The sequence below is a fragment of the Chitinophaga sp. CF118 genome (assembly GCF_900112615.1).
Classification (GTDB): Bacteria; Bacteroidota; Bacteroidia; order Chitinophagales; family Chitinophagaceae; genus Chitinophaga.
This window is the reverse complement of sequence record NZ_FOMK01000003.1, coordinates 619275-634264: the sequence shown is the minus strand read 5'-3', so window position 1 is coordinate 634264 and position 14990 is coordinate 619275. Positions and strand designations below refer to the sequence as shown.

General features: G+C 41.5%; 15 protein-coding genes. 6 read left to right on the top strand and 9 right to left on the bottom strand.

Annotated features, from left to right (window positions below; all coding sequences use genetic code 11):
* Complete coding sequence (locus tag BM176_RS14845; protein ID WP_090104295.1) at positions 1 to 393, bottom strand: winged helix-turn-helix transcriptional regulator; 393 nt, start codon at positions 391 to 393, stop codon at positions 1 to 3.
* A 296-nt stretch (positions 394 to 689) separates the two neighbouring features.
* Here BM176_RS14845 and BM176_RS14840 point away from each other — a divergent pair, with 296 nt between their 5' ends.
* The 4 genes from BM176_RS14840 to BM176_RS14825 all read left to right on the top strand — a co-directional run bounded on the left by BM176_RS14840 (position 690) and on the right by BM176_RS14825 (position 3928).
* The gene (locus BM176_RS14840; protein WP_090104293.1) at positions 690 to 1259 is read left to right on the top strand and encodes a YceI family protein; all 570 of its coding nucleotides are present in this window, start codon (positions 690 to 692) and stop codon (positions 1257 to 1259) included.
* A gap of 11 nt (positions 1260 to 1270) precedes the next feature.
* Entirely contained in the window at positions 1271 to 1804 is a 534-nt protein-coding gene (locus tag BM176_RS14835; RefSeq protein WP_090104291.1) for a YceI family protein, read from the top strand.
* A gap of 23 nt (positions 1805 to 1827) precedes the next feature.
* Positions 1828 to 2220: a hypothetical protein gene (locus tag BM176_RS14830; protein ID WP_090104289.1), complete on the top strand. Its 393-nt coding sequence runs from the start codon at positions 1828 to 1830 to the stop codon at positions 2218 to 2220.
* Positions 2221 to 2593: 373 nt separating this feature from the next.
* Positions 2594 to 3928, top strand: coding sequence for a sensor histidine kinase (locus BM176_RS14825; RefSeq protein WP_090104287.1), 1335 nt, complete (start codon positions 2594 to 2596; stop codon positions 3926 to 3928).
* On the opposite strand, the gene BM176_RS14820 is transcribed toward BM176_RS14825, so the two are convergent.
* From BM176_RS14820 to BM176_RS14795, 6 genes are all read right to left on the bottom strand, one after another.
* Positions 3923 to 4195: a hypothetical protein gene (locus BM176_RS14820; protein WP_090104285.1), complete on the bottom strand. Its 273-nt coding sequence runs from the start codon at positions 4193 to 4195 to the stop codon at positions 3923 to 3925. The two genes, BM176_RS14825 and BM176_RS14820, sit on opposite strands and share 6 nt — an antisense overlap.
* 88 nt (positions 4196 to 4283) lie before the next feature.
* The gene (locus tag BM176_RS14815; protein ID WP_090104283.1) at positions 4284 to 4829 is read right to left on the bottom strand and encodes a hypothetical protein; all 546 of its coding nucleotides are present in this window, start codon (positions 4827 to 4829) and stop codon (positions 4284 to 4286) included.
* 51 nt (positions 4830 to 4880) lie between these two features.
* Positions 4881 to 5897, bottom strand: a complete 1017-nt coding sequence (locus BM176_RS14810; protein WP_090104281.1) for a zinc-binding alcohol dehydrogenase family protein — start codon at positions 5895 to 5897, stop codon at positions 4881 to 4883.
* Positions 5898 to 5946: 49 nt separating this feature from the next.
* On the bottom strand, positions 5947 to 6729 hold the full coding sequence (locus BM176_RS14805) for an MlaD family protein (protein ID WP_090104279.1): 783 nt from the start codon (positions 6727 to 6729) through the stop codon (positions 5947 to 5949).
* Positions 6730 to 6735: 6 nt separating this feature from the next.
* On the bottom strand, positions 6736 to 7515 hold the full coding sequence (locus BM176_RS14800; RefSeq protein ID WP_090104277.1) for an ABC transporter ATP-binding protein: 780 nt from the start codon (positions 7513 to 7515) through the stop codon (positions 6736 to 6738).
* A gap of 1 nt (position 7516) precedes the next feature.
* Positions 7517 to 8290 (bottom strand): MlaE family ABC transporter permease, encoded by a 774-nt coding sequence (locus BM176_RS14795; protein WP_090104275.1) that lies wholly within the window; start codon positions 8288 to 8290, stop codon positions 7517 to 7519.
* A 188-nt stretch (positions 8291 to 8478) separates the two neighbouring features.
* On the opposite strand from BM176_RS14795, the gene BM176_RS14790 reads away from it, so the two are divergent.
* Together BM176_RS14790 and BM176_RS14785 are read left to right on the top strand one after the other, a co-directional pair.
* Entirely contained in the window at positions 8479 to 9975 is a 1497-nt protein-coding gene (locus tag BM176_RS14790) for a TPM domain-containing protein (RefSeq protein ID WP_177230410.1), read from the top strand.
* Positions 9976 to 10035: 60 nt separating this feature from the next.
* Complete coding sequence (locus BM176_RS14785) at positions 10036 to 10941, top strand: acyl-CoA desaturase (RefSeq protein WP_090104271.1); 906 nt, start codon at positions 10036 to 10038, stop codon at positions 10939 to 10941.
* A gap of 123 nt (positions 10942 to 11064) precedes the next feature.
* Here the strand turns inward: BM176_RS14785 and BM176_RS14780 are convergent, their stop codons facing one another.
* Together BM176_RS14780 and BM176_RS14775 are read right to left on the bottom strand one after the other, a co-directional pair.
* Positions 11065 to 12828, bottom strand: a complete 1764-nt coding sequence (locus BM176_RS14780) for an ABC transporter ATP-binding protein (RefSeq protein ID WP_090104268.1) — start codon at positions 12826 to 12828, stop codon at positions 11065 to 11067.
* Positions 12809 to 14566 (bottom strand): ABC transporter ATP-binding protein, encoded by a 1758-nt coding sequence (locus BM176_RS14775; protein ID WP_090104266.1) that lies wholly within the window; start codon positions 14564 to 14566, stop codon positions 12809 to 12811. The genes BM176_RS14780 and BM176_RS14775 overlap by 20 nt, the downstream gene beginning before the upstream one ends.
* Positions 14567 to 14990 lie beyond the last annotated feature (424 nt).

Genomic DNA, 14990 nt, shown 5'->3' with positions numbered 1-14990 from the left:
CTAGTAGGTTATTTTCTTCTTTTGTCTTAATTCGTATGTTTTCCGGTTATGCAAAATCGTTTCAAGATGTTCCTTCCCCCAGTTAGTTAAGCTTTCAATTTGGGGAACAAGGCTCATACCAAGGGGCGTTAATTCATATTCCACACGGGGCGGTATTTCCGGGAAGATCTCCCTCAGAATCAACCCGTCTGATTCCAGTGAACGCAGTGTTACCGTGAGCATTTTCTGAGAAATATCCCCTATATGCTGCCCAATCTCACTAAACCTTAATCTACCCTTATGAGAAAGCAATTCCACTACCAGTATAGACCATTTATCACCGAAGCGGTCCAGTACCTGCCTGATAGGACAGTTTACCGCTGCTGAAAATTGATCTGCTTTTTTTTCTGCCATAACAATTTGATTTTCACGATTGTTACTAAAAAGTAAGTAAGGCTCATATTGGTGCCCTCTTGTTTAGAAGTTACACTCCATATACCTTTGACTCTCCAAAAGAGAGTAACGCTCTTAAGAATGTAAATTTATAACAAATATTTAAACCAGTGATTAAATGATTTTAGCAGGTACAGTGAAGAGAAGTATATTCAGAAGAAATATATGTTGAAACATCAATCATCAGAAAAAAAGTATAATTTTACAATACGGATAACTTTCAATCTTAAAATTCAATCTTAAAAACACGAGTAAACATGAAAAAATTAACAATCATTGCGTCTTTCTTAGCCCTGTCCGCAACTACTTTCGCACAGACCTGGAGCGTAGATAAAGCTCATTCCAGACTGTCTTATGGTGTTACCCACTTAGGTATTGCTGAAAGCGAAGGTAATTTTAAGGCTTTTGAAGCTAAAATCACTTCTGCAAAAGAAGATTTCTCTGACGCAGTAATTGAAGTTACTGTAGATGTTAAAAGCATCAGCACAGACAACGAAATGCGTGATAAGCACCTGCAGGGTCCGGATTTCTTCGATGCTGAAAAATATCCAACACTGACTTTCAAAAGCACTTCTTTCAAGAAAGTTGGCGCTAAAAACTACAAAGTAACTGGCGACCTGACTTTACATGGTGTAACTAAATCAGTTGTTCTGGATGCAGTTTTAGGCGGTACTACCGTTAATCCGATGAGCAAGAAAACCGAAGTTGGTTTCCAATTCACCGGTGTTATCAAACGTTCCGTATTTGGTATTGCTGCTGGAATGCCTGCTGCAATGCTGGGCGAAGATGTTTCTATCAAAGGAAACGGCGAATTTGTTAAAGAATAAGTTTAACAACAATGAAGAAATTAGCAATATTTTCAGTAACACTGCTGCTCATGGCAGCAGTGTTTGCCTTTACAGTAGTAGCTCCTACCTGGAAAATAACTGATAAGTATAACATCAGCTTTGCCAGTAATGAAGTAGGTGGTATCTTCAAAACATTCAAAGGCAGTATCACTTTCGATGAAGCAAATCCTGCTACATCAGGTTTTGATGTAACCATAGACGTTGCATCCATCAATACAGGTAATGGTTTACAGAACAAACACGCTAAAAGCGATGAATGGTTTGATGCTACCAAATATCCTGTTATACATTACGTATCAAAGAAAATAGTGAAAGCAGGTAACGCATACCAGGTTACCGGTGATCTCGAAATACATGGTGTGAAAAAGGAATTTACTATTCCTTTTACCTTTCAGCGTAAAGGCAACGCAGCTACTTTCAATGGTACCTTTAACGTAAACCGTAATGATTTCCATATCGGAAAACCAGGTGGTGATGTTTCAGATAACATCAAAGTAACAGTAGCGGTTCCCGTTACCAAGTAAATGATCATTCTTAAATCTGCAACATGCTGAAGAAATTATTAATACTGGGAGCAGTATCGGGTGTACTGGCAGGCATTGCCGGTCTTATTTACCAGAAAGTGTATGCATCATCATTAGGAGATGGCTTTACGAATGTAGCCAAACCGGTGAATATAATGATAAGCTGTATCCTTGGCTGTTTAATTGCAGCTGTGGGTTACTTCCTGTTAAGTAAAGTGCTGAAAGATAAAACAGAGGCCGTTTTCAACCTCCTCTTTTCAATCCTCACCTTTGCTACCATCCTGGGGCCAATTGCAGCAAAACTGCCACTGGAAACCGAGATGCCGGAATTATTTCCCGGATTAGCTATTCCAATGCACTTCTTTCCCGCACTGGCGTGGTTTACACTTAAGCCATTATTCGCTAAATCTGTATAAATAAATATTCCTGATGAAAACCAGCTTTGAGTTGGGCTTTCATTAAATATTATTAGTAATAAATCAGACTTAATAAAGCCCTGGGCCTGAAGGTTCCAGGGCTTTATTATACAAATGCACTGCCCCTTATCTGCTATCTGCATCCTGACTAAACCAGATAAATTTCTGGTCATTCATTTTGCCTGTTTTAGTCGTTCCCTCCGACAGATCTGTTTTGCTAATAAACGACTGAGGTGATCAAAATTGCCCGGAGGGTAATCGATAAGACAGCGGGATAACTCTTTTTTTGAACAATAATATTTAACAGGTCATTAAATTATAACTAACTTGCCGGTCAATAGCATTTAGGATCGATATACCTATCTATCACCACATGAAATTATACTTGTTCTCTCCTATTGAATCAGCATTCAGGGAGGAATTTAATTATAACGTCCGAAACCTGAACCTGAAAGTAACAGGTGTAGTTTCGTTCGTAGTAGCTATTGCCGCATCTGTGGTACGTATAATAGCGGATTCTTTACCTCAAACGCATGCACTTCCTCAGCAACAATTCCGTGAACTGAGTACTACAAATATCTGCATGATTTCCGGCTCTTTCCTGGTGGCATGTATCGTATTCATTATCAGAAAAAAAGTTCCGGTTAACAGGCAAAATCAATATTACTTTATTACATTGCTGTATTCCCAGGTGGTTATATCCTGTACTATGGCCGTGACTTTTATTGCGCAGCATAACCCTAAAAATACGATGACCATGCTGCTGATAGGAGTACTGGTTGTCGCTGTGGCCTTCATAATCGCTATATGGGAATTGCTGATTCTGATTGGCATTACAGGCATAATTTTCACCCTGTTCATCCATCTTTTTCAGGTGAACCCGGTTACACTGGCCATGAATCATTTTGTGTTCTGGGAAATTATGCTTTGTTTTTTTGTGATCTCCAGATTATTATATTCTTATCATGCCAATTATTTTATTAAGATAAAAACAATTGAGAAAAAGAATCAGGAAATAGCACAGGCTAATCAGATGAAAACAGAAATCCTGGCTATAGTGGCGCATGACCTGCGCAACCCGATTTCCGGAATCCGTTCCATTGCCCATCTTATGCAGGAATACCCCTACACGCCTGATCAGGAAACCAAATACATGGAATGGATTATGGATGCCTGCAAAACAGCAGACCAGATCATAGAAGAGTTATTGCTGGCCGCACAGAAAAATGATGGTAATAAATTACAGACCAACTACATTTCGCTGAATCAATGGATAGAAAATGTACGTGATAACTGGGTACAGCAATCAAAGCACAACAGGAAGGTATTACTGGAACTGCATCCCAAAGAGATTAAAGCACATATCGATACTGCAAAAATGCAACGTGTAGTAGAGAACCTGTTACACAATGCGGTTAAATTTACGCCGGAAGATGGTGCTATCACTTTAGGGGTTCATACACACAGGGGAGGAATCCGGATCTCGGTGGCGGATACCGGTATAGGTATACCTCAACAACTTATGCCTGCCTTGTTTGACCGTTTTACCTCATCAGGCAGACCGGGGTTAAATCATGAGCCTTCTACCGGTCTTGGGCTTCATATCTGCAAACAGCTGGTGCAACAACATGGAGGTGATATCCATGTAAACTCTAAGGAAAACAAAGGCACTACTTTTAATATAGATCTCCCCTACTCTGTATTATAGTGTAGAGCTGTGAGATGTGGCATCTTCTCCACGATCATTCACATGTACCACTTCAAGAATACGGGTAGCAATTGCATTTACCAGCTGAGGGTCGGCAGCATAATCGGCATTAGGTTGAAGAACACCATTAACCTGTACTAAATAATCAATAGAATGCTCTTCATCCAGTACTGCTTTATAGTGCTCTATCCCTCTTGATTCATGAGGCTGCACTACAACCACATAATTACTACCTTTCAGATCAAAATCTAACGTAAAATCTTTCATACGGCATTGCGTTTAAATGGAACAATGTTATATTATATAACAAATTTAGGGCCGTCAGGTTGATGTAAGATCGCATTATTTTTAAAAGTTAATCTTCACCAGTACCTTTTCCCCCTACAAACCAGTGTTCTTTTTGCTTGAATAATACATTGAAAGTGGTCAATGATCCGTACACACGGGTAATGTATTGCTGCATATTCACTTTGTCTTCATCACTCAGCAGTTTATGACTGTTGATCTGCTGCTCCAGCACCCGGAGACGGTCACGTACCATTACTATTTTATGGAAGAATGCCTCTACCGGCACCTCTTTAGGTTTCAGGTTAGGATCTTTTGGTTGTAGCAGCATAGTGCCCCCCTCCCAGCGATCGCCTAACGGAACGACCTCAGAAGTATCGCTCCATAACCTCAATATTTTAAGCAGGGAAGTTTCAGCTGCAGACACCGTTTCTACCTCTATTGTTTTATTTTCCGCGTGTAGGATCTCGAAAAGAGGATCTGTTTTGTCCACGTCGATAATACCCTGATCCATGAACGTTACCACATATTGTGCATACTTAACGCCAATGATCACACCGGGACCATACCTGGCATGTTGTACCCGGGAACCTTTGCCTGCTGTTAATTCTTCCATCCGGTAAAAATTTATATACCAATATAATATAAGATCCTGACAAACGGTACTTTAGTCCAGACTTACCATTGCCTTGATTACTCCATTTGCAGGATTCAGCCAGCCTTCAAACTCATCTTTCACTTCGCTGAAATCAACCCGGTGTGTAATGTAGGTGGTGGGATCTACCTGTCCACTCTTCATTGCAGCAATTACATGTTCAAAGTCCTGGCGGGTAGCATTACGGCTGCTCATCAGTGTAGCCTCACGTTTATGAAACTCCGGATGGCTCACCACTATTTCTCCCTTTTGCAGTCCTACAAGTACATAACGGGCCCCGTGAGCCATATACTGAAAACCATTATTGATAGCCTGCTGACTACCGGTAGCATCAATAACCACCGTAGGCATATCCTGCCCTGTGATCCTTTTCAGTTCGTCCATCACATTGGCAGTTCTGGCATTGATGGTATGGGCAACCTTCAGTTTATCTTTACAGAAGTTTAGACGGGCTTCATTAATATCCATTGCTATTACTTTAGCGCCGGCTATACGGGCAAACTCCATAATCCCTAACCCGATAGGGCCAGCTCCTATAACCAGCACAAATTCTCCCGGTTCTACAGCAGCCCTGCGTACACCATGTGCACCAATAGCCAGTGGTTCTACAAGCGCCAGTGCATCCATACTCAGCCCCTGACCATGTACCAGGGAATAAGAAGGAACAGAAAGGTATTCGGCCATACCGCCATCAATGTGTACCCCACATACGCGGATATTTGTACAACAGTTAGGCTTGCCACTCCGGCAGGCAATACAGGTACCACAATTGAAATAAGGAATAAAAGTCACGGCTTCGCCGGCTGTAAACCCCGGAGCGTTATCAAAAGAAACCAGTTCTCCCGCCAGCTCATGCCCTAATATACGGGGATAAGCAAAGAACGGTTGTGTTCCTTCAAAGGCGTGAAGGTCTGTACCACAGATCCCTATACGTTTTATTCTTATAATAGCATGGTCAGCAGTTGCTTTCGGCATTTCCTGTTCCCCGTAATCAAATTTGCCTGGTGTGGTGCAGGTAAGTATTTTCATAAGTGTAATTTCTGAGGGGATAAAAATAGTAAAAAAAGAATTCCGGGGCTTATTGCTCTTTTTCTATTTTAATACTGGAGGAGTCTGGCTTCTTTTTTTCTGCCTTACTCTCTTTAGTTTGTCCTGTTTCGGTTTTCTTCCGGTTTTTCTCTTTTTTCCTGAAGTATCCACGTAACAGGAAGTTATGTTTTAATGCTTCCATATTCTCGCCAAATCCTTCTGCACCTCTGCGGGCAGACTTCATAGTACTTTTTGCTTCGGCAACAGTTCCTTCCAGGCTTTTTGCCAGGCTATCGCTATACAGCAGTTTTCCAACACTCCCCTTTCCCTGGTTTACCTGAGTAACAATACCCGCCAGCTGACCGGTAATTACTTCTGCGTTCTCTGCCACACCGGAGATTCTGCTCATCACCCTATCCATCTGGATAGGTTCTACTGTACTGATACTATCGCCATCTTTTACAGGTGCCACACCACCAGTTACTGAACTGATCGCTATCAGTTTATCGCCCATCAATCCTTCAGAACTGATACTGGCAACGGCATTTTTTTTAATGAATGGCAGTACTTTTTCCTGCAGGCGGAGTGTAACACGGGCAGTGGAATCAGAAAGAATATCTATACTTTTTACGGTACCCACATTAATACCTACAAACTGAATATTATTTCCTATTTGCAGACCACCTACATTTTTAAATGTACCATACAGCACGAATGTATTGCTGAACATGCTTTTATTGCGACCGATGAGAAAGATGCCGATCAGTAGCAATAAGATTGTAACTAATGTAAAAATACCCACCTTTATCTTTTGCGAAGTTTTACTATTCATCTCTGCTTATTTAAAAAAGTTATTGACCAATTCATCTTTTGATTTCAGTAGTTCGTCATACGTGCCTATCGCGATAAATTTCCCGTCGTTCATCACCACAATTTTATCTGCGGTAAGACGCGCGCAGGACAAATCATGAGTGATAATGATTGATGATGTATCATACTTTTCCTGGAGTTTCACAATCAATTCGCTGATTTCGCGGGAAGTAATCGGATCCAGCCCGGTGGTAGGCTCATCATACAACATGATTTCCGGCCGGAGGATCAGGGTCCTTGCCAGTCCCACTCTTTTTCGCATCCCACCTGAAAGATCTGAAGGGAATTTATCAATAGCATCTTCCAGTCCTACACTTTCCAGGGCTTCCTGCACTTTTTTTTCCAGTTCCTGTTTATCTTTTAGTTTTAAGACTCTTGTTAACGGGAAGGAGAGATTTTCGCGTACAGTCATGGAATCATATAAGGCCCCACTCTGAAAAAGAAAACCTATTTTAATCCGCATCTCTTTCAATTCACTCCGCGTCATTTCTTTTACTTCTTTACCCAGCACCTGTAAAACACCCTCATCCTGCTGCATTAATCCGGCAATACATTGAATAGCCACAGACTTTCCCTGTCCAGAACGGCCCAATACCACAATGTTCTCTCCTTTATGCAATTCAAGATTGATATCCTGCAATACCTTATTATCACCAAAAGACTTTTTCAGGTGTTCTATCTTAATAACCACATCACCGTGGTGGTTTTGTGTAATCACTTCCTGCTTCTGTGTAATTGTTTCATCCATATTAATAGTATATCAGGTTTGTGATTTGTACAGCAATCGCATCCAGCAGAATAATCCATAAAGAAGCGTTTACTACAGCCGAATTGGCCGCTATACCTACGCTTTCTGTACCACGGGCTGAATGATAACCTTTATAACATCCTACAAAACCTATTGCATATCCGAAGAAAAAAGTTTTGATCAATGCAGGAAATATGTCACTGAATTCCAGTGCTGCAAAAGATTTTCTGAAGAATAAAGTAGCACTTACATGATCCTGGATATTTATGCCGACAAATCCACCCAACAGAGCTAAGCCATCTGCCATCACCGTTAGTAACGGCACCATAATAGTACAGGCAAGAATACGGGTAACCACCAGATATTGTATAGGGTTAGCGCTGGATACTTCCATCGCATCTATCTGCTCTGTTACTTTCATACTTCCCAGTTCGGCCCCAATACTGGAGGATATTTTACCAGCACAGATTAAAGCAATGATCACAGGTCCTATTTCCCGGATAATGGAGATAGCCACCATACTGGGTACAAAACTTTCTGCACCAAATGTTTCGAGTGTGGGTTGGGTTTGGAGAGTTAATACAAAACCGATGATAAAACCTGTAATTCCTACCAGCCCGATTGATTTATAACCAACTATATAACACTGACGCAGGAACTCGCCCCATTCAAAGCCTCCCTTGAAGATGTTACGGGCAAACCGGCCGGTAAACACTACCTGATCACCAGCCACTTCCATGTATTTGTTGAAGGATGAAACGATTGCACTTGCCATATAAGTAAGTATTGATCATAGATATAATGTTATAGATGGAATTTCATGCCAGCAGGTATTGGGACCGTTTTAAGACAACATAAGCAGGGGAATGGGCATTATTTTACACAACCTGACGCATCCGGCAGGTTTACCTCATTGGTATTACAAGATCTATTTATTATTTTGAGCGGTTATCTATGAAGTATATGGGGACTACTAAAAGCAGCATTACCGTTTTATTACTATCAATATTGTTTTTTGCCTGTAAGGAGAAAAAAAGCGGATTTTCCGTTGAAACGATCCCTAACCCCATGCAACAGGCTGAATATGTGAGCAATCCGGATCATATTATAAGTGCAGCAACAACGGAGAAACTCAATGGATTGATGGATGGGTTGAAGAAAGAAGGTACCGCACAGGTGGTTATTGTATTACTTAAGACCATAGGAGATAAAGTACCAAAGGATGTTGTACATGAGATATTCAGAACATGGAAACCCGGACAAAAAGATAAAAATAACGGACTGGTAGTATTACTGGTTGATGATCAGCATCGCATAGAATTTGAAACCGGCTACGGACTGGAAGGTGACTTACCTGATGTAATCTGTTTCCGTATCCAGCAACAGAAAATGTTACCCCTGTTTCGTAAAAACAACTATGACGAGGGGATGTGGCAGGGAATGAATGCCGTGGTATCTGTACTGCATCATGACAGCACAACAACAGTTGCAGAGACTTTAGATATAGATAATTATCAGGATAATTTTGCAGAGACACCCCCCCGGAGAGAATTGCCGGGCGAAGGCACCTTTTTCCTGTATATCTTCTATATAGGTCTCAGCAGGCTCTTTGCGGGATTTTTCATTAAAAAGAAAGAGAAGGAAGTTAATAATCCTCCGGCACTTTATGTTCCCGGACTATTTTCAGGGTTATGGATCTACGTTTTCCCTGCAGTAATTATGTTCAGCATTGCATGGTTTACTACTTATTCTTTTCACTGGTGGACAATGCCCGTTATTTTTTACCTTAACTGGCTTAGTTACTTAATATATCGTATTCTCGTTATAAACATAAATGCAACAAGGCATTTTAGTGAAGACCGTCATCTGCGTTATGAAGGTCTTAATCTGGCACTTAAAAATTTCTATATATACGCAGTTATTTTCCCTATCCCCTTATACCCTATTTATAAATGGCATTTGTCAAGGATGCGTCATCTGCGCAACGATTCTTACCCCTGTGAGCAGTGCAATACCCCGATGCAATTGCTGAAAAAGAAAGGTAAAAGTAAATTCCTGCAGGAAGGGCAGCTGGCAGAGGAAAAAATAGGATCTGTTGTATATGATGTATGGTACTGCAAAGCATGTGATAAAACAAAGGTTCTGGGATATGACAGTCCTATACTAAAGGCAGTCCAATGCCCGAAATGCAACAATAAAACCCTCAGGGATACCAGGAAAGTTGTGACAAAACATCCTACTAAAAGCTCCAAAGGAGAAGGTATGCAGTATTCTGAGTGTAAATTCTGCAACCATACTGAGAAAGTTCCATATGTTATTGCTATGTTATCTTCTTCGGACAGCTCCGGCAGCTCTTCCGGGTCTTCGTCCTGGTCTTCATCAGATTCATCCTCATCTTCCTCCTCCTCTGACAGCTCTGGTGGCGATTCCGGGGGTGGAGGAGCAGGCAGCAGCTGGTAAATTTTTTAGCTGCTGATCTTGGTCATTGTTTATTCTGTAATTATGGAATACTTTTGCACTATGAATTCTGAAAAACAACTGAGAGGGAATATCAACTGGCTTCGCCAATTTGATTTTCTTGGGATCCAATTACTGCCACTACTGGCGTTTTTCACGCACGTTACACTATTTGACTGGATTGTTTGTGGAGCGTTGTACGTGATACGTATGTTCTTTGTTACTGCTGGTTACCACCGCTATTTCTCGCATCGTACATACAAAACTTCCCGCTTTTTCCAGTTTATATTGGCTGGCGGAGCACAAAGCACCTTCCAGAAAGGTGTATTATGGTGGGGTGCCAATCATCGCGCCCATCACAAACACAGTGATACTCCTGATGATCCGCATTCAGCTAATATTTATGGTTTCTGGTACTCTCATATGGGATGGATCATGGGGCCTGAATTTAAGCCAACCCGTTACGAACTGATCAAGGACTTTAAACAACCTGAACTGTACTGGTTAAACAAATATCATTGGGTACCAGGTGTGGTACTGTTGGTAGCCGTTTATTTTGCCGGTAACCTGGTGAATGGTCATGGTCTTTTTGAATGGCATGCCGGTCTTTCTACCCTGCTGATAGGTTTCTTCTTAAGTACTACCCTTGTGTATCATGGAACGTTCACTATCAACTCTTTAATGCATATGATGGGTAAACCCCGTTATAAAACAGGAGATTTGTCTAAAAACAGCCTGGTACTTGCATTGGTAACACTGGGAGAAGGATGGCATAATAACCACCACTATTATCAAAGTGCTACCAGACAGGGCTTTTTCTGGTGGGAAATTGATATTACCTACTACATTATCCGTACACTCGGTTTCTTTGGTATAGTATGGGATATCCGTGGTGTTCCTGATAAAGTGAAATCATCTAACCGTTTGGATGCGGTAGAAGTAGTTAGAAAAGAAACGACTCTTGTTTAATAAATTTATGACTCCATCAGGAGTTATATTTAATATGATAATGCAAAAAGCCGGCTCCGTTAAGAGCCGGCTTTTTGCATTATTGCGGTCAGCGATAGAGGATTTTATTTTTCTGTTTGTTTATCAGGTGCTGCGTTCATGCTGTAACAGCATGTTCATGGCGTGATTGAAAGAACCTGCACGGGTAATTTCACCTGCATTTACGAAGAAGATCTCATCTGCATTTTCAATCGTATTTAAGCGATGCGCGATAATAACACGGGTAGTATGCTCCGGTAATCTTCTGAGAATATCTTCCAGGAGTTGTTCTGTTACCGTATCGATGTTCGCAGTTGCTTCGTCCAGCACAAGCAGTTCTGGATCTCTGAGTACGGCGCGCATAAAGGCAATCAGCTGTTTCTGTCCCAAACTCACACTATCTCCGCTGGATACTACTTTTGTTTCCAGTCCTTCGTCGAACCGTTCCAGTAATGTATACAGATTCGCCTTTCCCATTACTTCCAGCAGTTGTTCACTGCTGTAATTTGCATAGGCTTTGTTACCATAAAGAATGTTCTCTCTTATTGTTCCTGTAAAAAGGAACGGCTCCTGCAAGATGAAACCGATCTTTTGGGTACGTTCTTCCGGTGAATAAGAACGGATATCCCTACCCCGCAACAATACCTGCCCTTCTGTAGCATCATACAAGCGTGCTATTAAAGATGCAGTGGTTGTTTTTCCTCCACCTGTAGGGCCAACGAGTGCATATGTTTTTCCTTTTTCCAGTTTGAAGTTGATATTATGCAGAATATCCTTACCATCCGGATAACGGAAGTTCACGTTCTTAAAGGTGATCAATGCATTATCTTCCTGTACGCCATTTGTTTCAATCACTTTCAGATTGGATTCCAGGTTAAGGATTTGTGATATCCTGTCCCAGCCAGCCATTGCAACCTGGAAGTTCGTCCACAGTGCCGCCAGTTGTCTGATAGGGTTATAGAAATATGTGGCATATGAAAGGTAACTGATCAGTAGACCGACGGTAAACAGCCCCGTTGTGATCAGATAAATTCCATAAGCCAGTACAGCAAGTTGTGCAAGGTTAGCACATAAGCTAAATACCGGCATGAAGATATTGTTTACCAGTCCGGCGCTTATTGCTGTTTTGTATTGTTCAGTGTTAGCAATAGCGAATCGCTTGCGGAAGTAATCACGGCGATTGAATGCAATGATCACTTTAAAGTTATTCAGGCTTTCCTGGATCTCTGAACTCATACCGCCTGTACTTTTCATATTGGCAGCATTCGTGCGTTTCACCCAGGGTGAAATAAGCCGGGTGAACAACAGCAGTAAAATACCGGGAGTCAGTGTAGCCAACCCCAGTTTAACATTAATAGATAAGAGAAAGGCCCCTGCACCGACCATAGTGGCAATACCACCAATAAACTGCATGAGGGACTGTGAAAAGAACTGATTCAGTTTATCCGTATCATTATTGATGCGGGAAATCAGATCACCTGTTTTATTCTGGTTAAAGAACGCAATAGGAAGTTCCTGCAGTTTTGTAAAAACAGCATTACGCAAACTATACAGCATGCGCTGCCCTACTCCACCCATCAGGCGTGTCTGGATATAACTTGTTACCAGCGATACAATGACCATGATGAATAAGATGCCTGAATAAAACAGAATGCCGTTAAACTGTTTTGTTTGTACATATTTATCGATGGTATGCCCTATGATGAAAGGCACTGTAAGGTTAATAGCAGAAGTGATCATAATGGTACAGAATGCACCAGTAAGACGCCGCTGTTCCGGACCGAGAAAAGATAATAACTTTCTCAGTGCGCGGCCGGTAGTGTTTTTTTGTTGCGGAGCTTCCGCTATTTTATTCAGGTTGTAATTCATAGTTACTGGTGCTGCGTTGAGAGTTATAAATCTGTACGTACTCAGGACAGGATTGCATCAATTCCGGGTGTGTGCCTGTAGCCACCACTTCACCTTCCATCAGCAAAATGATCTGATCATAATGAACAGCAGAAGCTATTTTTTGTGTAACTGAAACCAGTGTTAGATCCGGATAATTCTGTTGTACATTTTCGAGGATGCGTTGTTCGGTATTGGTATCTACCCTGGCGGTGAAATCGTCCAGTAAGAGAATGCGGGGATTGATGGCCAGTGCCCTTGCCAGCATGATCCGTTGTTTTTGTCCGCCGGAGAGACTAGAACCACGCTCTGAAACAATTGTTTCAAGTCCTTCAGGCAGGGAGGCAATGAAATCAGATAACTCGGCAGTTGCAATTGCCTTTTCCATCAGTGCTTCACTCACCTTTTCATTAAAGGCAATGTTTTCGCGCACACTCATGTTAAAGATGATGCTATCCTGGAATACCAGGCCCACCTGTTGCAACAATACATCTTTATCATAATTATCGATATCTGTCTCATCATACATGATGTTACCTGTATCTGGTTTCAGTAGACCGATAATGACGTTTAGCAATTGCGTTTTCCCAGCAGCCGTAGGACCAATAATCGCTGTACGACTGGAAGGTTTTACAGAGAAAGAAAGATCTTTCAGTACTGGACGACCGGCCAGCGATAAAGAAATGTTTTTTAAAGTAATGGCCCCTTCCAGATTATCTCTGACAGTTCCCGGATCCACGGTATCAGGCGCATTCAGTATACCTGAGATACGCGTGTAAGAAGCAGTAGCCTGCGCTATGATATTACTCATGAATCCGATCACGATAATTGGAAAAATGAGGATGGCGATATAACTATTGAATGCAGCCAGGTTCCCTAAAGACATTTCACCTGTAATTACGAAATGACCTCCCAGCATCAATACGGCAAGTGATGCCATACTGGCCATGAAGGTAATGACAGGTATTAATCCTGCAAACAGGCGAATGATTGCCGTACCAAGGTCACGTGATTTACCATTCGCAGCAATGAAGCGGTCATATTCCGGTTGTTGTGCATTCACCACTCTGATCAATGCAGCTCCCAGCACGCTTTCATTAATGATCTTATTCAGCCAGTCTATTACCTCTCTGCCTTGTTTAAATAACACCCGTACTTTACTTAAAACAGTGAAGAATGCGAATGCTATGACAGGAATAATTGTAATAACGAGCAGTCCCAGTTTCCAGTCGATCGAAATCAATAATGCACTTGCACCAATAATGATGAATACTGAAGAAGCGATAGAAACGATAGCCTGTGAAACGAATAATTTGATGGAATCAATATCTGATGTTAAGTTAGTCAGTAACTTATTCGGATCTGCCTGCTGGATATAAGCAAATGTTTGCTGTGAGATTTTGGAAGATAATGCGGTACGCATTTCTTTCGCCACCTTTTCTGAAGCATAGGTTTGAATAATACTTTGCAGATACGTAAAGATGAAGATCAATACTGCCGCCAGGGAAAATTCAATAATGAGTGTATTGATCACAAGGGTACCACTGGTATAAGCATCGATCGCTTTCGCTATCATGTGAGGTAATACCAGGTTGAGTGCATTACTAAGCAGCGCCAGGAGAAGCAGTAAGATTACCATGCCTTTGTAGGGGCGTAGTACAGACATAACGTTAGGCTTTGGCTGTCCCGGTGCAGCTGAGGGACTTTTCACTTTGTTCATATTGGTAGCAATATATGGATCTGCCTTTTGTAAATATTTCCGGCAGGGCTTAAAATTACATTAAAAATTGCGGGCTTAACCATTATAGGACAAGGTTTGCAATAATATATGGTTTAGTGGACGAATGAAGAGTGAAAATATTTTAATTATGGAATAAAAATTTGCCGGGTATTTTCAGCACTTTATCGGCACTACCTGAACAATGTTTACAAATCTAAGATGAAAATCATTACATCCTGGTAGAAATCAATAAGTATGCTGTTTCACAACAATTACCCGGGATAATCTTTTAGAAAAAAAGCCCCGGACTAAGCCGGGGCATTGACGCGTCGCGTCAACAGACTTCTTTTATGGAGCAACCCGGTTAGGCGATACTAACCGAAGGTTTCCATGAATATTCTGTAGATTGCATGAATACCTCCTT